Annotated in this window: 21 protein-coding genes; 18 read left to right on the top strand and 3 right to left on the bottom strand. The window is 55.2% G+C overall.

From position 1 onward, the window contains the following. The first annotated feature begins 37 nt into the window (after positions 1-37). The gene (locus E5C26_RS21390; protein ID WP_135318094.1) at positions 38-934 is read left to right on the top strand and encodes a LysR substrate-binding domain-containing protein; all 897 of its coding nucleotides are present in this window, start codon (positions 38-40) and stop codon (positions 932-934) included. A gap of 4 nt (positions 935-938) precedes the next feature. Here E5C26_RS21390 and E5C26_RS21385 read toward each other — a convergent pair whose 3' ends face one another. Beyond that, positions 939-1,247, bottom strand: coding sequence for a putative quinol monooxygenase (locus E5C26_RS21385; RefSeq protein ID WP_135318093.1), 309 nt, complete (start codon positions 1,245-1,247; stop codon positions 939-941). 33 nt (positions 1,248-1,280) lie between these two features. After that, the gene (locus tag E5C26_RS21380; protein ID WP_135318092.1) at positions 1,281-1,862 is read right to left on the bottom strand and encodes an NAD(P)H-dependent oxidoreductase; all 582 of its coding nucleotides are present in this window, start codon (positions 1,860-1,862) and stop codon (positions 1,281-1,283) included. A gap of 316 nt (positions 1,863-2,178) precedes the next feature. Here E5C26_RS21380 and parC point away from each other — a divergent pair, with 316 nt between their 5' ends. The 3 genes from parC (at position 2,179) to ftsP (ending at position 6,978) form a co-directional block, all read left to right on the top strand. Continuing rightward, entirely contained in the window at positions 2,179-4,452 is a 2,274-nt protein-coding gene (gene parC / locus E5C26_RS21375) for a DNA topoisomerase IV subunit A (RefSeq protein WP_135318091.1), read from the top strand. A 240-nt stretch (positions 4,453-4,692) separates the two neighbouring features. Continuing rightward, positions 4,693-5,430 carry a 1-acylglycerol-3-phosphate O-acyltransferase gene (locus E5C26_RS21370; protein WP_012146957.1) on the top strand — a complete coding sequence of 246 codons (738 nt, stop codon included), beginning with the start codon at positions 4,693-4,695 and terminating at the stop codon, positions 5,428-5,430. 132 nt (positions 5,431-5,562) lie between these two features. Continuing rightward, positions 5,563-6,978, top strand: a complete 1,416-nt coding sequence (gene ftsP / locus E5C26_RS21365; RefSeq protein ID WP_135318090.1) for a cell division protein FtsP — start codon at positions 5,563-5,565, stop codon at positions 6,976-6,978. On the opposite strand, the gene E5C26_RS21360 is transcribed toward ftsP, so the two are convergent. After that, on the bottom strand, positions 6,975-7,913 hold the full coding sequence (locus E5C26_RS21360; protein WP_135318299.1) for a LysR family transcriptional regulator: 939 nt from the start codon (positions 7,911-7,913) through the stop codon (positions 6,975-6,977). The two genes, ftsP and E5C26_RS21360, sit on opposite strands and share 4 nt — an antisense overlap. A 131-nt stretch (positions 7,914-8,044) precedes the next feature. Between E5C26_RS21360 and xapA the strand changes: the two genes are divergently transcribed. The 14 genes from xapA to gspM all read left to right on the top strand — a co-directional run bounded on the left by xapA (position 8,045) and on the right by gspM (position 20,648). After that, entirely contained in the window at positions 8,045-8,866 is an 822-nt protein-coding gene (gene xapA / locus E5C26_RS21355) for a xanthosine phosphorylase (RefSeq protein ID WP_135318089.1), read from the top strand. 81 nt (positions 8,867-8,947) lie between these two features. Beyond that, positions 8,948-10,207, top strand: a complete 1,260-nt coding sequence (locus E5C26_RS21350) for a nucleoside permease (protein ID WP_135318088.1) — start codon at positions 8,948-8,950, stop codon at positions 10,205-10,207. Positions 10,208-10,490: 283 nt separating this feature from the next. Beyond that, positions 10,491-10,967, top strand: coding sequence for a winged helix-turn-helix domain-containing protein (locus tag E5C26_RS21345; protein WP_135318087.1), 477 nt, complete (start codon positions 10,491-10,493; stop codon positions 10,965-10,967). 48 nt (positions 10,968-11,015) lie between these two features. Next, complete coding sequence (locus E5C26_RS21340; RefSeq protein WP_135318086.1) at positions 11,016-11,540, top strand: type II secretion system protein N; 525 nt, start codon at positions 11,016-11,018, stop codon at positions 11,538-11,540. Positions 11,541-11,626: 86 nt separating this feature from the next. Further along, positions 11,627-13,576, top strand: a complete 1,950-nt coding sequence (gspD, locus tag E5C26_RS21335; protein ID WP_135318298.1) for a type II secretion system secretin GspD — start codon at positions 11,627-11,629, stop codon at positions 13,574-13,576. Continuing rightward, positions 13,573-15,057 carry a type II secretion system ATPase GspE gene (gspE, locus tag E5C26_RS21330; protein WP_135318085.1) on the top strand — a complete coding sequence of 495 codons (1,485 nt, stop codon included), beginning with the start codon at positions 13,573-13,575 and terminating at the stop codon, positions 15,055-15,057. The genes gspD and gspE overlap by 4 nt, the downstream gene beginning before the upstream one ends. 40 nt (positions 15,058-15,097) lie before the next feature. Continuing rightward, positions 15,098-16,258, top strand: coding sequence for a type II secretion system inner membrane protein GspF (gene gspF / locus E5C26_RS21325; RefSeq protein ID WP_240776141.1), 1,161 nt, complete (start codon positions 15,098-15,100; stop codon positions 16,256-16,258). A 16-nt stretch (positions 16,259-16,274) separates the two neighbouring features. Next, on the top strand, positions 16,275-16,709 hold the full coding sequence (gspG, locus tag E5C26_RS21320; RefSeq protein ID WP_135318083.1) for a type II secretion system major pseudopilin GspG: 435 nt from the start codon (positions 16,275-16,277) through the stop codon (positions 16,707-16,709). Then, entirely contained in the window at positions 16,666-17,232 is a 567-nt protein-coding gene (locus E5C26_RS21315; protein WP_312847936.1) for a prepilin-type N-terminal cleavage/methylation domain-containing protein, read from the top strand. The genes gspG and E5C26_RS21315 overlap by 44 nt, the downstream gene beginning before the upstream one ends. Continuing rightward, the gene (gene gspI, locus E5C26_RS21310) at positions 17,213-17,593 is read left to right on the top strand and encodes a type II secretion system minor pseudopilin GspI (RefSeq protein ID WP_135318081.1); all 381 of its coding nucleotides are present in this window, start codon (positions 17,213-17,215) and stop codon (positions 17,591-17,593) included. The genes E5C26_RS21315 and gspI overlap by 20 nt, the downstream gene beginning before the upstream one ends. Next, positions 17,580-18,152: a type II secretion system minor pseudopilin GspJ gene (gene gspJ, locus E5C26_RS21305; RefSeq protein ID WP_135318080.1), complete on the top strand. Its 573-nt coding sequence runs from the start codon at positions 17,580-17,582 to the stop codon at positions 18,150-18,152. Before gspI ends, gspJ begins: the two co-directional genes overlap by 14 nt. Beyond that, positions 18,149-19,105, top strand: coding sequence for a type II secretion system minor pseudopilin GspK (gspK, locus tag E5C26_RS21300; protein WP_135318079.1), 957 nt, complete (start codon positions 18,149-18,151; stop codon positions 19,103-19,105). Before gspJ ends, gspK begins: the two co-directional genes overlap by 4 nt. Next, entirely contained in the window at positions 19,102-20,202 is a 1,101-nt protein-coding gene (gspL, locus tag E5C26_RS21295) for a type II secretion system protein GspL (protein WP_135318078.1), read from the top strand. Before gspK ends, gspL begins: the two co-directional genes overlap by 4 nt. Then, on the top strand, positions 20,199-20,648 hold the full coding sequence (gspM, locus tag E5C26_RS21290; RefSeq protein ID WP_135318077.1) for a type II secretion system protein GspM: 450 nt from the start codon (positions 20,199-20,201) through the stop codon (positions 20,646-20,648). Before gspL ends, gspM begins: the two co-directional genes overlap by 4 nt. Positions 20,649-20,661 lie beyond the last annotated feature (13 nt).

Below are 20,661 nucleotides of genomic sequence, written 5' to 3'. Positions count from 1 at the left end.
TACCGCGTGCGGCACCCGACCACTCTGGGCGGAATGCATGAAAATCACCCTCGAAGAATTACTGGCGTTTACCACCGTTGTTGACAGCGGTTCCATTACTGCCGCCGCCGAACAGCTCGGCCAGACCACTTCCGGCATCAGTCGTGCCCTCAGCCGGTTGGAAAAAAAACTCGATACCACCCTGATGCGCCGCACCACGCGACGGCTGGAATTGACCGAAGAAGGCCAAAGTTTTCTCGGCCATGCACGCGAGATTATCAACTCGGTGGAGAACGCTGAAGAGCAGATGGCACTGCGCAGGCTGATCCCGGCCGGCAGGCTGCGGGTCAATGCCGCCGCGCCCTTTATGGAGCACGTGATCGTGCCGCTGGTGGCCGGTTTTCGTCAAAGCTACCCGCAAATTGAGCTGGAACTCAATACCGACAACCTGATCATCGATCTGCTGGAAAAACGCACCGATATTGCCATTCGCATCGGCGCGCTACGGGATTCGACTATTCATGCGCGCCTGCTGGGCGCCAGCCGCTTACGTATTCTCGCCAGCCCGGATTACCTTGCACGTCACGGTACACCGGCCAGCGTCGAAGCGCTGCGAGATCACAGCCTGCTGGGTTTCACCCAACCAGAGTCACTCAATCTGTGGCCGTTGCGTTATCAGCAGGCACAGCACTTTGCTATCACACCGACGATATCGGCATCCAGTGGCGAAACCTTGCGGCAGTTGGCGTTGCGGGGGGAAGGGATTGTGCAGTTGGCTGATTTTATGACCCGTGACGATCGGCGTAGCGGGCGGCTGGTGGCGCTGCTGGAGCAGGAGACGTTGGACGTGCGCCAGCCGATTAATGCGGTGTATTACCGCAATACTCAGCTGGCGGCGCGTATTACCTGTTTTCTGGACTACGTCAGCGCGCATATTGATGCGCAGACGCTGTAGGGGGCTACAGCGCGTTACCCAGTACGTGAATGGTCACGCCCAGTACGCTGTCCTTGATGGTGTCACGATGCCGATGCATGTGAGCGATATCCAGATGTTTTTCCAGGTGCGCCTGGCTGGCCCATTTTTCCAGCATAAACACCGAGTCCGGTGACAGCTTCTGCCAGGGGGCCTGGGTGTGGCTGTCGACCATTGGCGTATATTCGCTACAGCCGTCTTCTGCCAGCACCAGCGGGATCAGTTTCTCAATCGCCTTCAGGACCGTTTCACGGTGACCCGGTTTGGTTTTGATTTCTGCTATTACGGTGATCATCACTACCTCATAGATTGACGTGCATTATGCAAGTTAAGCAAAAATTTCGGCCAGATGCTCGCGATAACGTGCGATGTCGCTGTCGATATTCGGTTGTTTAATCACGTCATTACAGATAAAGGTCGGTAGTGCTGTCATGCCCAGGAATTCATTGGCCTTGTGGAAGTGCAGATACACGCCGTCAACGCCGACGCCGTGGAAGAATTGGTCCGGGTCGGTGAAGGCTTCCAGCGGGGCGTTCCAGGTCAGGCTCAGCATGTACTTTTTGCCCTGGATCAGGCCGCCAGAACCGTATTTTTTGCCGGCGTCGGAGCGGGTGCGGCCATCGCTGGCATACAGGCTGCCATGCCCGGCGGTGAACACTTCGTCGATGTATTTTTTCAGGATCCACGGCTCGCCCATCCACCAGCCCGGCATCTGATAGATCACCACATCGGCCCACAGATATTTCTGCACTTCGGCTTCGATGTCGTAACCGTCGTCAACCACGGTGACCTGTACCTGGTGCTGAACATCACGCAGATAGGTTTCCGCCACGTCACTCATGGTTTGGTTGAGTTCGCCGTTAGAGTGACCGAACTGTTTTTTAGCATTGATAATCAGGATATTGCTCATCTTTCGCGGCTCCTGTCAGAGTTAAAATTTATGATGTCTTCTGCGTCAGGGGGCGGAAAACATTTCGCTGACAGGGAGTGTAATGCTTAGCAATGTAAGTAAAAATGGGATCCAGCGCACAACAGTGTTGACTGTGAGTCAACAAAAGCGCCAGGGGATAGCGGAGTTTTGCATAAAATCGGCCGATGAACCCGCGACACCGGACGATTGCTGCGCCATCTGTGACAGCCACCCCGCTGATGAGTTACTATCGCGGACAGAATCAACCCTTTGTCGTCCAGGGATTGCCAAGCCACGGTCTGAGGATAATTGAGTAATGAGTGATCTGACTCATGACGGTGTAGAGCGTTTACCGCTGCACACATTCACTGAAAACGCCTATCTGAACTATTCCATGTACGTCATCATGGATCGGGCGTTGCCGTACATTGGTGACGGTTTGAAGCCGGTTCAACGCCGCATCATCTACGCCATGTCTGAGCTGGGGCTGAACAACAGCGCCAAATTCAAAAAATCTGCCCGTACCGTGGGTGACGTGCTGGGTAAATACCATCCGCACGGCGACAGCGCCTGTTATGAAGCCATGGTGCTGATGGCACAGCCATTCTCATATCGCTATCCGCTGGTAGACGGCCAGGGGAACTGGGGGGCGCCGGATGACCCGAAATCCTTTGCCGCCATGCGTTATACCGAATCCCGCCTGTCCAAATACGCGGAAGTGTTGCTGGCCGAATTGGGCCAGGGCACCGTTGACTGGGTGCCGAACTTTGACGGCACCATGCAGGAGCCGAAGATGTTGCCGGCCCGCCTGCCCAACATCCTGCTTAACGGCACCACCGGCATCGCGGTGGGTATGGCGACCGATATTCCGCCGCACAACGTGCGTGAAGTGGCCGCCGCTGCGGTGGCGTTGATCGACAAACCAGGCGCTTCGCTGGAAGAGTTGCTCGAGTTCGTACAGGGCCCGGATTACCCGACTGAAGCCGAGATCATTACCCCGCGTGAAGAAATCCGCAAAATTTATCAGAACGGCCGTGGCTCGGTACGCATGCGCGCCGTCTGGAATAAAGAAGACGGCAGCGCGGTGATCACCGCCTTGCCGCACCAGGTTTCCGGCGCCAAGGTGCTGGAGCAGATTGCCAGCCAGATGCGTGCCAAAAAGTTGCCGATGGTCGAGGATCTGCGTGATGAATCCGATCACGAGAACCCAACGCGGCTGGTGATTGTGCCACGCTCCAATCGTATCGATCTGGATCAGGTGATGAATCACCTGTTTGCGACTACCGATCTGGAACGCAGCTACCGCATCAACATGAACATGATTGGTCTGGACAACCGCCCGCAGGTGAAAGGGCTGGTGGAAATCCTCACCGAGTGGCTGGCATTCCGTCGCGATACGGTGCGTCGCCGCCTGAACTACCGTCTGGAAAAAGTCCTGAAACGCCTGCACATCCTGGAAGGTTTGCTGGTGGCGTTCCTCAATATCGATGAAGTGATCCACATCATCCGTAGCGAGGACGAACCCAAGCCGGTGCTGATGCAGCGCTTTGGCATTTCCGATACCCAGGCCGAAGCGATCCTCGAACTGAAACTGCGCCATTTGGCGAAGCTGGAAGAGTTCAAGATCCGCGGTGAGCAGGATGAGTTAGCCAAAGAGCGCGATCAACTGCAGGCGTTGCTGGCCTCCGAGCGCAAGCTGAACACCCTGATCAAAAAAGAGATCCAGGCTGATGCGCAGGCCTACGGCGACGATCGTCGTTCGCCGATTACCGAGCGTGCAGAAGCCAAGGCGATGAGCGAGCACGACTTTGTGCCGTCGGAGCCGGTGACCATCGTGCTGTCTGAAATGGGTTGGGTGCGCAGCGCCAAGGGCCACGATATCGATCCAAGTGGCCTGAGCTACAAGGCCGGTGACAGCTTCCGCAGTGCGGCACGCGGCAAGACCAACCAGCCGGTGGTGTTTATCGACTCGACCGGACGCAGCTACGCGCTGGATCCGCTGACGCTGCCTTCGGCGCGTGGGCAGGGCGAGCCGTTGACCGGCAAGCTGACGCCACCGCCGGGCGCGACCATTGAGCAGGTGCTGATGGCCGCGGACGACCAGAAGTTGCTGATGGCTTCTGACGCCGGTTATGGCTTCGTCTGTACCTTCAACGATCTGGTGGCGCGTAACCGTGCCGGTAAGGTGATGATTACTCTGCCGGATAACGCCAAAGCGCTGGCGCCGATGGAAATCCACGGTGACGATGACATGCTGCTGTCGATCACTGCCGCCGGGCGCATGTTGTTCTTCCCGGTAGCCGACCTGCCGCAGTTGTCGAAAGGCAAAGGCAACAAGATTGTCTCCATCCCGTCGGCACAGGCCGCATCCGGTGAAGACAAGCTGGCATGGTTGTTCGTGCTGCCGCCGCAAACCTCTGTGACCCTGCATGTGGGTAAACGCAAGCTGACGCTGCGTCCGGAAGATTTGCAGAAGTTCCGTGCGGAACGTGGCCGTAAAGGCACCTCACTGCCACGTGGCCTGCAGCGAATCGATCGCGTAGAGGTTGATGCCCCGGCACGTGCGCCTACCGGTGACAGCGAAGAATAAGCCTGAGAAGGCTGGATAACCCCACGGGCGCAGCATGCTGCGCCCGCTTTATTTCCCACCACCGGCAATTATTTTCAAATAGTTAACATTTCCCGGCATAAAATTATTGTGCGTTTCGTCGGCTGGCGGGAAAATAGCAAAAAAAGGCAGGGCAGGTTTTCGAACCCTGCAATCAAAGAATGAGTAAAGGGATCTGCGCAGCGTTTCAGGCTGCGTCGGCAGTGTGCTAATGAGGTTGTTATGTTATTAATTTTACGTGCCGTGCTCGCCACCCTGTATTGTCTTCTGGTGTGCATTTTCGGTTCTATTTACTGTTTGGTATTCCGTCCCCGCGATCCCCGCCATGTGGCGACGTTCGGTCATTTGTTTGGCCGCCTGTCCGGGTTATTTGGTCTGAAAGTGGAAGTCCGGGTGCCGGCCGATGCGGCCAAAAACGGCAACTGTATTTATATTGCCAACCACCAGAATAACTACGATATGGTGACGGCCGCCAAAGCGGTGCAGCCGCGCACCGTGACCGTGGGTAAAAAAAGCCTGCTGTGGGTCCCGTTCTTCGGCCCGCTGTATTGGGTGACAGGTAACTTGCTGATTGACCGGGATAATCGTGCCAAGGCGCACGGCACCATTGCCCAGGTGGCTGAACAGTTTAAAAAACGTGATATTTCGGTCTGGATGTTTCCTGAAGGCACCCGCAGCCGCGGGCGTGGGTTGATGCCATTTAAAACCGGCGCATTCCACGCGGCAATCGCTGCCGGGGTGCCGATTGTGCCGATCTGCGTTTCCACCACCAGCGGTAAAATTAATCTTAACCGTTGGGATAACGGTCATGCGATCGTAGAAGTGATGGAACCGATCGATATCAGTAATTACGGTAGAGAAAATGTGCGTGAGCTGGCAGCCCATTGCCATGAGCTGATGCTGGCGAAAATTGCCGAGCTGGACGCGGAAGTTGCCCAGCGCAATGCAGCCGGAAAATAATATTCCTACCGGCTTCAAAGAATGAACTTTTAAACGGCGTAAAACGTCGTTAACGCCTGGGCTCCTGCTAATCTGATTAACAGGAGCCCAGTCTTTGCACACGGTTTAGTCATTGCTTTTCATGGAGAAAATATGTCACTCAGTCGACGTCAGTTTATTCAGGCATCGGGCTTGGCGCTGTGCGCAGGAGCCGTGCCGCTGAGGGCTGAGGCGAGCGGAATGCAGACCCCATTACCTATTCCCCCGCTGCTGGAATCCCGCCGTGGCCAGCCGCTGTTTTTAACCTTGCAGCGCGCCCATTGGGCATTTATGGATAACCGCAAGACGTCGGTGTGGGGCATTAACGGCATGTACCTTGGGCCGACGGTGCGGGTTTACAACGGCGATGACGTCAAGCTGATCTACAGCAACCGCCTGCCGGAGCCAGTAGCGATGACCATCAGCGGTCTCCAGGTGCCGGGTACCCTGATGGGTGGCGCACCGCGCATGATGTCGCCTAACGTTGACTGGTCGCCGGTGCTGCCAATCCGCCAGAGTGCCGCTACCTGCTGGTATCACGCCAGCACGCCCAACCGCATGGCGCCGCATGTTTACAACGGCCTGGCCGGGCTGTGGCTGGTTGAGGATGAAGTCAGCAAGGCATTGCCGTTGCCCAACCACTATGGCGTCGATGATTTCCCGTTGATCATTCAGGACAAGCGACTGGATAACTTCGGCACACCGGAATATGACCCACCGTCGCAGGGCGGCTTTGTCGGCGACACGTTGTTGGTTAACGGTGTGCAAAACCCCTATGTTGAAGTCTCACGTGGTTGGGTGCGTCTGCGTCTGCTCAATGCCTCCAACTCACGCCGCTACATGCTGCAACTGAGTGACGGTCGGCCGTTAAATGTGATCGCCAGCGATCAGGGTTTCCTGCCGGCACCGGTAGCAGTGCAACAGCTTTCACTGGCACCGGGTGAGCGCCGTGAAGTGCTGATCGATATGTCGAAAGGCGATGAGGTGACCATCAGTGCCGGTGAAGCTGCGGGCATTATGGATCGTCTGCGTGGCCTGATAGAGCCTTCGAGCATCCTGGTTTCTACCCAGGTTCTGACGCTGAAACCGACCGGGTTGTTGCCGCTGGTGACCGATAACCTGCCGATGCGACTGCTGGCGGATGAATTGCTGGACGGCAGCGTCAGCCGCACCCGTGAATTCCGTCTGGGCGACAGCCAGGCCGGGATCAACGGGGCTATCTGGGACATGAACCGTATCGATGTGCAAACCCAGCAGGGCAGTTGGGAACGCTGGAATATCCATGCGGATACGCCGCAGGCATTCCATATTCAGGGTGTACGTTTCCTGGTTAAACGGGTCAACGGTGCGCAGCCGATGGCGGAAGATCGCGGCTGGAAGGACACGGTATGGGTCGACGGCGACGTCGAACTGCTGGTTTACTTCAACCAGTCCACTTCGGAACATTTCCCGTTCCTGTTCTACAGCCAGACGCTGGAGATGGCGGATCGCGGCAGTGCCGGCCAGTTTATGGTGCAGCCGGCGCTTTAAACCGGTTGTACGGGCTTCCCCTGGGAAGGCGAACGCAGCATCTCCAGGAATGCCTGCACCACCGGTGTTGCGCTATCGGCATGATAAATGGCATACAGATCCGCTGACGGCGCCTGCTGCAGCGGACAAAAACGCACGCCGGGCCAGGGGATACGACCGTAACTGTCCGGCAGCAGCGTAATACCATAGCCTTCGGCCACCAGTGCCATCAGCGTTTGTGGCTCGTTGACCTGATAGGCAATGTCCGGCTTGAAACCCTGCTGCAGACACAAATTATGCAGATACAGCCCCAAACTGGCCTCATGCGGCGGCAGCACAATGAATTTTTCATGCCGCAGCGCCGCCAGCGGCAGGCTTTCCGCCTGTGCCAGCGGATGCTCCTGCGGCAACACTACCGCAATATTCTCCCGTGCCAGCAGCTGACTCGCCAGCCCCGGCAATACCTGTTCCTTTGCCTCGCGCCAGACGCCAATATCGATATGACGCTTTTGCAGCGCAACAATCTGCTGGCTGGGTGTCAGTTCGTTTAACGCCCAGGTGACGTTGGTCGTTTGCCCGGCAAAGCGTTTCAGTGCCGGTATCAACCCGCCCCATACCGCTGTGCCGACCATACCGACCACCATATGTCCGGCTTCACCACGCCCCAACTGCTGCACCTGATTGAGCGCATGTCCGGCCTGATCGAGCAGCATTTCTACGTTATGAAACAGCGTGCGGCCCGCCAGCGTCAGAGCCATTGAGCGGGTGGTACGTTTGAACAGCTCGACGCCCAGTTGGCTCTCCAGCTCTTTAATATGCTTGCTGAGCGGTGGTTGCGAAATATTCAGCCGCAGCGCCGCCTGGGTGAAATTCATTTCCTCCGCCACCACGCGAAAATAGTGCAGCAGACGGAAATTAATCCGGCTAGGGTCCGGCAGTTGTTGGGGCTGCTTGATGCTGATGATCGCCTCCTGGGCTACCAATTTATAGGTAAATGGAATAAATCGGCCGCCAATAATGTATTGGTCGCCGCCGGACATCGCTCTCTACTATGGGGGTTACTTTTCCCCTCATAGAAGAGAATACAATGTTTAATCAAGAAGATGCTTTTTCCTGTGCCGAAGTGATCCGCACCCGTTTGCCGGGTTTCCAGCCGCGCGCCGCTTTGATATTGGGCTCCGGGCTGGGCGCGCTGGCGGAGGTGATGACCGACACCTTGACCATTGACTACGCCGAGCTGCCGGGCTTCCCGGTCAGTAGCGTGGTGGGCCATGCCGGGCAACTGGTTGCCGGCTGGCTGGAGGGCGTGCCGGTGCTGTGTATGAAAGGGCGTGGCCACTACTACGAAGGGCGTGGCATGCAGGTGATGACCACCGCCGTGCGCACCTTCAAACTGCTGGGCTGCGAATTCCTGCTGGCCACCAATGCTGCCGGCTCGCTGCGTCAGTCGGTGGCACCGGGCAGCCTGGTGGCACTTACCGATCACATCAATTTTATGCCCGAGTCGCCGTTGGTTGGCGATAACGACGAGCGTTTCGGCCCGCGTTTCTTCAGCCTGGCCAACGCCTATGACCGCGAACTGCGCGGCCAGTTGGCACAGGTGGCGCAAAGCGTGGGTATTCCGTTGGCCGAAGGGGTATTTGCTGCTTACACCGGGCCAAACTTCGAAACGCCGGCGGAAATTCGCATGATGCAAATCTTGGGCTGTGACGTGGTCGGTATGTCGATCGTGCCGGAAGTGCTCTCGGCACGTCATTGTGGGCTGAAGGTGTTGGTGGTGTCTGCGATGACCAACTACGCCGAAGGGCTGTCCGATACGCCGCTCTCTCATGAACAAACGCTGAGCTGTGCGGCGCTGGCGGCAGAGGACTTTATGCGCCTGATCCGCGAGTTCTTCAAAACGTTGTAATGCAGGAAAACCCCTCGCGGCAGGGGGCAGGGACCCTGCTGCGCGAATCATCGTTTTAATCAAAATAATAAGGTGATGGTGATGGCAATAAAAACGCGACTTAAGGTGATGGTCTTTCTGCAGTTCTTTATTTGGGGAGCCTGGCTGGTGACGCTGGGATCTTACATGATTAACACCCTGCATTTTTCCGGTTTGCAGGTGGGGATGGTGTACAGCGCCAAAGGTATCGCCGCGCTGATTATGCCGGGGCTGGCAGGCATTTTGGCCGATCGCTGGATCAAGGCCAATTATCTCTATGCGCTGTGCCATCTGTTCGGTGCAGGAGCGCTGTACTGTGCCGCCCAGGTTGAGCAACCTATGGTGATGTTCTGGGTGATGCTGTTCAACGCCATGGTGTATATGCCGACCATATCGCTCTCCAACGCCATATCGTATTTTTGCCTGGAAAAGCACGGTTACGATACGGTGAAAGATTTCCCACCGGTACGGGTGTACGGCACCGTCGGCTTTATCGTAGCGATGTGGCTGATTGGTTTTAGCAGAATTGAACTCAGCAATATGCAACTCTATCTGGCCTCCGGGGTGTCGCTATTATTGGCAGGTTATTCGTTGACGCTGCCGAATTGCCCGACCAGTAAAGTGGAGAAATCGAAAAGCTGGTTCAGCGTGCTGGGGCTGGACGCGCTGGTGCTATTTCGTCAGCGGCGTATGGCGCTGTTTTTCCTGTTTGCCATGTTGCTGGGTGCGGCACTGCAGATAACCAACACCTTCGGCAATCCGTTCCTGCATGATTTCGCCAATAATCCGCTGTATCAGGACAGCATAAGCGTCAGATACCCGGCGGTGCTGTTGTCGCTGTCACAAATCTCCGAGGTGTTCTTCATCCTCACCATCCCGTTCTTCCTGCGTCGATATGGCATCAAGCAGGTGATGTTGATCAGCATGGCGGCCTGGACCTTGCGTTTCCTGTTCCTGGCCTACGGCACGCCAGCCGGTTTCGGCTTTGTTTTGCTACTGCTTTCTATGATCGTCTACGGCTGCGCCTTTGATTTCTTTAATATCTCCGGGGCTATCTTCGTGGAGAAAGAGGCCGATCACCGCATTCGCGCCAGTGCACAAGGGCTATTTATGACTATGGTGAATGGTATTGGCGCTTATCTGGGGGCGATTGCCAGCGGCGAAGTGGTGGACTTCTTCACTCAAAATGGCGTCAAGGACTGGCAGAGCATCTGGCTGGTGTTCGCACTCTATACGCTGGTGCTGGGTGTGATTTTCGCGCTGACTTTCAACTATCAGCACCAACCGGAGGAAAATCCGGGGCCGGTGCAACGGGCGCATTAAAATATATGGGCGCACTGAGTGGCGCCCATTTTGTTGTTGGTTGATTAAAATTGCTATTCTTTATTATTATTGCCGCGAGTGGCATAAATATTAAATAATGACCAACAAATAAAAACATCGGTACAACAGAATGCCAATTATTATTTTTTAAAATTAATAACCAGGATAAATAATTTATTGTTGGTTAAGTTTTAAGAGGGTATTTCTTGACTGCTGTCGGGCGATGTGGTCTCTTATTGATAACGGGGAATAATGGATTATTGCTGAAGGGTATATTTTAATTATGGCACTCGCAGAGAAAAAGTTGTCTTTGGTTGAAAACGATTTCTTCGCCCTGAACAGTAAGAGTAGCATCCTAATTATTAAGTCTGAAAATAAGACCATTCATCTTACTGAACTACAACGACGCTTGTTTCGCATTTTGCTCAGCGGTGTTACCAAAAAGCAAGAAGTGATAGAGTCGGTATGGGAAAATAATCACGTCACTATCACTGACAACAACTATCACCAATTAATCTATCAGTGCAGAACCCTACTTTCCCGCCACGGTATTCCTCCTGAAGTTATCAAAACAATCCCACGGTATGGTGTCAGATTCAATTTTTCGCCACTGGAAGAAGTGCCCAGCCGGTACGGCAATAAGCTGTCATTTTTGCGTGGAAAGCTCTCCGCCATGCTCAGTAACAGGCAGCGACTGATTCGCAATATTTTGATTTTAATGATTATTAACTCGATATTCATCGTCAGTGCAATGGTGTAAATGAGATGGGCTTGTCTATCGAAAATTGCGATAAGTGAGAGGCGCAGCATGAGGTGTTTTTTGGTTTCTGCTGGTTTGGGCCGTATCGAGAAAATGAAATGGCCTAAGGCATTGGAATACCTATTATTTTCATTGGGCGTGTTCTCTGTTTTTGGCATTGCTTACAACGCCGTGTATAAAACAGAAAATTCTGAAGTCAATATTGAATTGTTATTAAGAAAACAGCCCAGTAAAAAGGCCAGTCAGGATGCCCATTCATTGTCAGGGCTGTTTTATCCAAAGGGGGACTCAGAGGTGTCTGCCGAACGGGGGCGTTTCCGTGTCCACGGAAAGTTAGCGGGTGATGATTTATTAATGGCGGCACCTGTTGCCAAATTAACGCTGAAAGTGGTGGGTTTGCTGTGCGATAAGGATAATCATGCCGGTATGGTGATTATTGAAGGCTCGGGAAGTCAGCAGAGTTATATCTCCGGTGAAGCCATCAATGACACTTACCCAATAATGAAAATATTTTCAGACCGGATCGTTATCAATGAAAACGGATTTTATGCGGCATTAATGCTCGAGAGTTGAATGTGATCATCGATGTTGCATTATTGGGCTCGCAATTGGAAAGACGTATGTACAACACCGACCTATCTCCAGACAAGTATTGGTTCATGCACCTAAAAATGACAATTCCCCTCATCTCAAAAATAGTCGGCTTTATGGCAGTGCTTATCATGGTACTGGGTATGACAGCCCCTGCTCAGGCAGAGGCTTTCTCCGCCAATTTTAAAGGCACGGATATTCATGAATTTATCAGCACCGCCAGCAAGGCGCTGGGGAAAACCATCATTATTGACGATGCGGTCAAAGGCAAAGTCACGGTTCGCAGCTATGAACTGCTGGATGCCGGGCAATATTACCAATTCTTCCTCAACGTGCTGGATGTCTACGGGTATGCGGTGATCAGCATGCCCAACAATGTATTGAAAGTGATCCCGGCTAAAGAGGGGAAAAGGGCGGCGTTGAGCTCGCTGAAAACCCCCGCTGAAGGTGATGAGCTGATTATGCGGATTGTTCCCCTGAACAATATCGCGGCCAAAGAGGTGGCACCGCTGATGCGCCAATTTAACGACAGTATCGGCATCGGCAACGTGGTCTTCCTGGAAAGCGGCAATGCATTGTTGATCACCGGCCGTGCTGACGTGGTCAATAGCCTGGTGGAACTGGCCCATGAAATGGATCGCACCGATCAGGCAACGGTGGCCTCTGTCGCCTTGCAACATGCCTCCGCTGCTGATGTCGCCAGTATCGTCACGACCCTGTTTCGTGATGAAAGCCGAACCAGGAAGGGCGCGCAGCCAGGGATGAAAGTGGTTGCCGATGAGCGAACCAACACCGTATTGATTGCCGGTGAGCCGACGATACAGGCGCGGGTCAAAGGGATCATCCAGCAGTTGGATCAGGAGAAAGCCAGCCAGGGCAACACCAAGGTGATCCGGCTGAAATATGCCAAAGCTCAGAGCCTGCTGGAGGTGCTGTCCGGCGTCAGCGCCAATCTGCAAGACGATAAAAAATCTGCTGGCAACGGCGCCAGCGTTTCCGTTATGAAGAACATGGTGATCAAGGCGGATGAACTGACCAATGCGCTGATCATCAACGCGACGCCGGACGTGATGAGCAACCTGGAAAAAGTCATTGAGCAGCTCGATATTCGTCGGGCGCAGGTGCTGGTTGAGGCGGTGATTGTCGAAATGCAAAACGCAGATGGCCTGAATCTGGGCATCCAATGGGCTAACCGTTACGGTGGCGGCACGCAGTTCGGTAATGCTCAGGCGCAGATCGCTCCCGGCTTTAAAGGGGGAATGACGGAGGTGTTTAAAAACGCCAACGGTCTGGTGACGGGTTTTTACAGCGGCAACTGGGCCGGTTTGCTTACCGCCATCAGCAATCAGAGTCAGAACAACATTCTCGCCACGCCCAGCATCATGACGTTGGACAACGAAGATGCCGAGTTTAGCGTCGGTCAGGATGTGCCTATTCTGACCGGCTCGCAAACCACCAACAGTGACAACGTGTTTAATACGGTATCGCGCAAAACCGTCGGCATCAAACTCAAGGTCAAGCCGCAAATCAACAAAGGGCAGTCGGTACTGCTGCAGATCGAGCAGGAAGTTTCCAGCGTGGCGGAAAACAGCTCGGTGGACAAGGATAACCTGGGCGCCACTTTTAATATCCGTACCGTCAATAACACGGTGCTGGTGGAAAGTGGCGAGACCGTAGTGGTCGGCGGGCTGTTGGACAAATCGCAATCCGACAGCAAAAGTGCGGTGCCGTTTTTGGAACGCATTCCCCTGCTTGGCGCGTTGTTCAGGTCAACTTCTCATAAAGAAAGTAAACGCAATCTGATCTTGTTTATTCGGCCGACGGTGATCCGGTCTACCGAGGAATATGAACAGGAGAGCCTGCGCAAGGCGGCCCGTTTCCGATCGCTTAATGCCCAGTCGTTGCCGCTGAAAGCCCATGCGGACGCACAGCTTGAGATGGTGGGTTCTGCTGAAAATGGTGCTTTTAAGCAGGTCCAACAGCAAATCGATGCCTTTTATCGCCAGGGGGCCCAATGACAGAGATTGGCCTGTCTTACGCCTGGGCGCGTCAGCATCACGCGGTGCTCACCCGGGAAGTAAGCGGGCCGACCCTGTGGTGCCGACAGGATGTCAGCCTGGCCACCCTGGCTGAGCTTGCCCGCCTGCTGGCGGAAGACATTCCGTTGTGCCTGCTGGACGAAAGTGCCTTTGAACAGAAATTGCTGGAGCATTACCAACAGGGCAACAGCAATGCGCAAAAGACCATGGACGATTTAGGCAAAGAGCTGGATTTCTACAGCCTGGCGCAGGCCCTGCCGGCTACCCAGGATCTGCTGGATGAGCAGGACGATGCGCCGATTATCCGTTTACTCAATGCCATGCTCAGTGAGGCGATTAAAGAGCGGGCCTCGGATATCCATATCGAGACCTATGACAGCGAACTGGTGATCCGCTTTCGTATTGATGGCGTGCTAAAGACCATTCTGACCCCTCAGCATCAGCTGGCATCCTTACTGACCTCCCGAATCAAGGTGATGTCCAAACTGGACATTGCAGAGAAACGCATTCCGCAGGACGGCCGCATTACTTTGAAAATCGGTGGCCGCGCCGTCGATGTGCGGGTTTCCGTTTTACCTACCAATCATGGGGAACGGGTGGTGATGCGCTTGCTGGACAAAAGCAGCGTCAGTCTGGATCTCGGCAAGATGGCGATCCGTTCGGTTGAGCTGGCGGCGCTGACGCGCCTGGTTCATCAGCCCCACGGGGTGATCCTGGTGACCGGCCCGACCGGCTCGGGCAAAAGCACCACGCTGTATGCGTTACTGATGCAGATTAACGACGGTAATCGCAACATCATGACCATAGAGGATCCGGTGGAGTTTGAGTTAAAGGGCGTCTCGCAAACTCAGGTTAACACTCGGGTCGACATGACATTCGCCAGAGGGTTACGCGCCTTACTGCGTCAGGATCCGGATGTGGTGTTGTTGGGGGAAATACGTGATACCGAAACCGCACATATCGCGGTACAGGCTTCGCTGACCGGGCACCTGGTGTTATCAACTTTGCATACCAACACCGCCATCGGCGCCATCACCCGCCTGCGCGACATGGGGATCGAACCCTTCCTGCTGGCCAGTTCGCTGACCGGCATTCTGGCCCAGCGGCTGGTGCGAAAACTGTGCCCGCATTGCCGTCAGGCCTATGTGCTTTCTGCCGAACAAGCGCTCTCCGTACAGTTATCCCCCGAGGTTGAACAGGTCGCATGGCGTCCGGTCGGCTGTGAAAAATGCAATGGTTTGGGCTACCGCGGACGGATGGGGATCCACGAACTGTTGCTGGTCGATGATGCTATCCGCAAAGCCATCCATTTGAACAGCAGTGAGCAGGAAATAGAACAATTGTGCGGCCATGCGCGACGGACCCTGCGGCAAGATGGCGTAAGCAAACTGCTGACGGGAGACACCAGTATTGAAGAGGTGCTGCGGGTCACCGGTGGGGACCATTGCGGTGAAGTTTAACTATCAGGCATACGACGCCTCTGGCAAAAGCGTCAAAGGGATGCTGGAGAGCGACTCTCTGCGCAGTGCCCGGCAGCGGTTGCGTGAGCAGAACCTGACGCCATCGCAGATTAGCCCACAGAAGAAAAGCGTGGTGGCCTCTCTGCTGACGGCCCGACAGCGTCCGCGTTTAAGCAGCAGCGAACTGGCCCTGGTGACCCGGCAGCTGGCTACCCTGATCGCGGCATCCTTACCGCTGGAAGAAGCATTGTTGACCGTGGCGCACCAGTCAGAAAAAAAGGCCGTTATCCAGCTCATCACCCGCCTGCGCAGCCACGTGCTTGAAGGGCTGTCGCTGTCTCAGGCGTTGATGCAATTTCCCTCGGTCTTTGATCGTCTGTTTTGCGCCATGGTGGCGGCCGGAGAGAGCAGCGGCCAATTGCCGCTGATCTTCACCGAGTTGGCGGACTACGTTGAACAGCGCCAAAAAATCAAAAATAAAATGACCCAGGCCATGACCTACCCGGTGATTTTGACGCTGGTGGCTATTGCGGTGATCAGCCTGCTGTTGGTGGCGGTGGTGCCGAAGGTGATTGAGCAGTTTGTGCATATGAAACAAACGCTGCCGTTAACCACCCAGATCCTGCTGATTTGCAGTGACGGGATAAGCCGCTGGGGGCCTTTTGCTCTGGCGATAATGGGCGCGGCGATGGCCGTTTTCCGTTGGCAGTTGAGAAAAGCGAGATTTCGCCTGGCATGGCACCGTTATTTATTGCGCATGCCGGTATTGGGCCCCTTGTTTTTGAACCTGGATACCGCCCGCTATGCACACACCCTCAGCATCCTTACGCTCAGCGCCGTACCGCTGTTGGACAGCATGAACATCAGTGCCGCCGTGCTCAATAACGATGAGGCGCGCAGCCGGCTGCTGGCGGCGATGACGCAGGTACAGGAGGGCGGCTCTTTGCAGCAGGCACTGACAGAAACCGCCCTTTTTTCGCCGATGATGCGCCACATGATCGCCGCTGGTGAGCGCAGTAGTGAGCTGGGCAGCATGCTGAAACGGGCCGCCGATATGCAGCAGGATGCCCTCAATCAGCGGATCGCGCTGGTGCTAAGCCTGTTTGAACCTGCGCTGGTGATCAGTATGGCTGGCATGGTGCTGTTCATTATTTTGGCGATCCTGCAACCGATCCTACAGCTCAATAACATGATGGGTTAACTCAATGGAGAACACTATGCGAACCCCAACGCTAATACGCAACACCCGGCAATCCGGCTTTACCCTGATGGAAATCATGGTGGTCATTGTGATCCTTGGGCTGCTGGCCAGCTTTATTATCCCCAATCTGATGGGCAACAAAGACAAGGCCGATCGGCAAAAAGCCGCCAGCGACATTGTCGCCCTGGAGAACGGGCTGGACATGTATCGGCTCGACAATGGTCGCTACCCGACCAGCGAGCAGGGATTAGCGGCGTTGATTGCCAAACCGGTCACGCCACCTCTGCCGCGCAATTATCCGGAGGATGGCTATCTGCGCCGCCTGCCGCAGGATCCCTGGGGCAGCGATTACCGCCTGTTGAACCCAGGGATACACAACAAGATAGATATTTCGTCAGCCGGGCCGGATGGCCAATGGGATAACCAGGACGACATCACCAATGGTTCCTAGCCACAGGCGGCGTGCGCGTGGATTTACCCTGATGGAGATTATGTTGGTACTGGTACTGATTGGCCTGGCCGGGGCGGTGATCGTCCCTCAGGGGCGGTCGGAACGGGCGGCGTTTGCCAATGCCATGACAACGCTGACGCTGGCATTGAACGCAGCCCAGCAGCGTGCAGAACAAACCGGTTTTCCCATAGGTATTGCCGTCGCGGAACAGGGCTGGCAGCGGATGCTTTACCCTTTGACAGAACAATTCGACGCTGTCGAAAGTTGGCGAGTCGACGGTGAATATCCCCTGATGTTACCTGACACCTTTAGCCTGGCATTAACCCTGGAGGGGCAGGAAATCGCGCTACCCTCAGCCATTACCCCCGACGCTACCCCGCAGATTTGGTTTTATCCTGGTGGGGAAATGTCGCTATTTACCCTGAAATTACGACAAAAGCACTGTGAGCAGGCGATAGCGTCGAACGGGTTTATGAGCTTTAACCTGTCAGAGGAAAACTGCGATGAGCCGCAAACGCCATAACGGCATGACGTTACTGGAGGTGCTGGTGGCCATGATGATTTTAGCCGTCGGGTGCATGGCGGTGATCCGCACCACCGGGCAACAGGTGCGCAACCTCGGCAAACTGGAGGACAAGATGGTGGCCGGCTGGGTGGCGGATAACCAACTGGCTCGGCTCTATCTGGGGGATGTTGTCTTGTCCCCACTCTGGCAGCAGGGCAACAGCATGATGGCCAATCGGCAATGGTTCTGGCGCTGCCGCAGTCGGCAGACCACCGACAGCCAGCTCCAGGCCATTGAGATCGAAGTGGATAGCGAGCCTGAGTTCAGCTACCCGATTTTGCGTCTGCGTACCTGGAGGATTAACCATGCCGGGTCCTGATCAAAAGGGGTTCACCTTAATTGAAATGATGTTGGCGATCGTGATTTTTTCCCTGATGTCATTAATGGCGTCACAGCTGCTGAGCAGCATCGTGAAGAACAATGCCCTGGTCCAAACACAGGCCAACGCCCTGACTCGGTTACAGCAGGCATTTAGCCTGATGGAGCGGGATATTCGCCAGACTATCTTGCTGCCGGCCGAGCCATCGCCCAGGACGGGGGGAAACGCTCCGAGGCTGGCGTTATTGCGCAGCAACTGGCTCAATCCAGGGGGCTTATTACCGCGCTCCTCGCTGGAGCGGGTAACTTATCGCCTTCATGATGGCCAATTGCAACGACTGAGCTATCCCACTCCTGATGCGCCAGAGAGCAAAGCAAGAGTCATCACGTTAATTCCGGGGGTAGAAAATTTTCACCTGCGCAAGCGGCTGGCCGGTCGCTGGCAGGATGGCGGGGTCGTCGGCAGCGACTTGCCTCAGGCTATTGAGGTCACCGTGACCTTGTCTGACCGCGGGACATTACAGCGTATTTTCTTGCTGACGGGCGGAAAAGCATCATGAAACAGTCACGAGGCATGGCGCTGTTGATCGTGCTGTTATTACTGGCGTTGATGGCTATCTTGTCGATGGGTATCCAACAGTATTGGCAACTGACCTTTTCCCGAACCTTGCATGCGCAAACCGCTTTTCAGGTCAAATGGGATCTGTTGGCCGGGGAACAGTTTGCCAGGCAACTGTTGTCGGACAGTTTGCATGATGAGACGTCGGTCAACCTGGGGCAGCGCTGGGCCACCTCAGGGGAGATACGGACTGAAGACCGGACCATCGCTTATAACATCAGGGATGCTCAGTCATGTTTCAATATCAATGCGTTACGCTACCGTTATTTGCCGGATAAACAAAAAACGCCTCCGAAAGACCAGGCGCCAACCCAGGCGACCCATACCCCAACCGCGAATAATATTGTCCGTCAGGTATTCGATGCCCTGTTAGCCAATCTGGCCTTCACCGATGAAGAAACCGAACGTATCGGTCAAGCACTGGAACAGCATCTGCTGCCGCTTAATTCGTTATTCAGTGACGTTTCTGAACTGCGTGCATTTCCTTTTATTGACCGTCAACAGTATCTGCGTTTGCGGCCGTGGCTATGTGCATTGCCTGAGGGAAAACCGGCGATCAATATCAATACGCTCAGCGAGGCTGACTTACCGCTGCTGCGAGCCCTGTTTTTAAACCAGACCAGCGACGCCAGGCTAAAGCAACTGCTGCATGCCCGCCCGGCTGGCGGATGGCAGGCACTGGACGGTGAACTCTGGACGACAGCTTTGGCAGGATTGCGTCTGGCCGCACCCGGCGGGGAGAAACTGCTGGTGACGGAGAGTCGCTATTTTAACCTTCGGTTGGCCACTCAGGGGGCAGACGCCGGTTATTACCTGCATAGCAAATTGCATTATGAAAAGGGCAAGGTGACGGTAACGGGCCGGCAAACCGGACAGGGAGGGAAGGGTCAATGACGGGTTCAAAACCTTTGCTGGTGCTGGCATTGGGTGACGCCGAAATGCCTACTTTATGGTGCCTGGGGGATGCCGCCGAGCCGCAATGGCGGCAGGCGGGGGTGTTGTTATCGCCAACCGGGTTACCAATTGATGCCTCACAATGCCGGGTGTTGGTTTGCGTACCGGGTCAGTCGGTGACGTTGCAGGAGGTATTATTCACTGGCCCCAGCCGAGCAGCGACACCTTTAGCGCTGGCGTATCAGTGTGAAGATAAGGTGTTGGAAGAAGTCGAGCAGTTGCACTGGGTGATATTGGGTCGCCAGGAAGAAAAATATGCCTTGGCCGGTTATCGCCATGCGGATATGCAGCGCTGGCTGTCACAGTTGGCTGATTGGGGCATAACGCCAGACCGGTTTTTGCCGGATACGCTTTGCGGCCCGATCGACGAGAGTCATTTTTACCGTTGGCAGGGGCGTTTATTGTGCAGAACCTCGCCATGGTCAGGCTACTCGTTACCGTCACACTGGCCGCTGCCAACGGCAGATGCCACCGTGCGGGATGCCGTTCCCCTGTCGCCCTGCGATGTCCTGTGGAACCGGGCCAGAGGGGAGGCGAATACTTCGGTTTCGCTGCTGCAGGGCAAATATAAGGCGTTACCTCGCTGGCAACGTAATCCGTTTTGGCGCCATTGGCCCGCGGTGGCCGGTGTGACATTAATGCTGGGTGCTTTGGCTGCCGGTGGGCTGCAATACCGCTATCAGACCGGGCAGACCATTCAACTGCGCGACGCTTTGTATCAACGGCTTTTTGTCGGCCAACCCATAGCACCCGATCCCTTGGAAAAGAGCGCGGTTTATATCCGGGCGCTGCAAGAGGAAAAATCCCCGCGCCATTTCTTCGACCTTGCCGCACAGGCGCAACAGGCCCTAACGGGGATCCCAGAGCATCGGGTGATTGGTTTGGCTTTCGAAGCCGATAAGTCAGTCCTGACCCTCAGGCTACAGGGCGCAGCATTGCAGCCTTTTACCAAAATCAACGATCAGGGGAATAGGCTGGAGTTGCGCGTGGATCCGGGAAACCGGCAGGGCACACTGACGCTGAGGGAAAACCTATGAGCGACCAAGCGGCCGTGGGCCAAAAGAGAGGACAGTTGCTCTGGTGTTGCCTGGCTGTCGGGCTCTGTCTTTTGGTGTTTTATATTCAGCAAAAAAACCAGTGGCAACAGGCGGCCAGTGAGCTGGCTCAGCTACAGCGCAATGCCCAGCGCATTAACACGCTGCGGCGCCATCACCCTCCAGGCCCTCCACAGGGCTCATCGCTACAGGCCTTGCTAAAGAGCAGCGCTGAAAAACATGGCGTACTCCTGGGCACGCTGCACGGCAACCAACAGACTCTGGAAGTCGCGCTTCCTCCGCAACCGTTAAAGCCCTTGCTGTTATGGCTGGGGAGTTTGCAGCAGGAATATGGTGTGGGGGTTGATGCGGTCGATCTCAGTCTGCCGGGGGATGACGATGTCGCCACAGTGAAAAAACTACGCCTTCATGTCCCCTCAATTCGTTAATTAATAGGAAACA

Origin of the sequence: Serratia proteamaculans, assembly GCF_004684015.1 — a bacterium.
Classification (GTDB): domain Bacteria; phylum Pseudomonadota; class Gammaproteobacteria; order Enterobacterales; family Enterobacteriaceae; genus Serratia; species Serratia proteamaculans_F.
The sequence above is the reverse complement of the archived record's forward strand: the minus strand, read 5'-3'. Positions and strand labels throughout refer to the sequence as shown.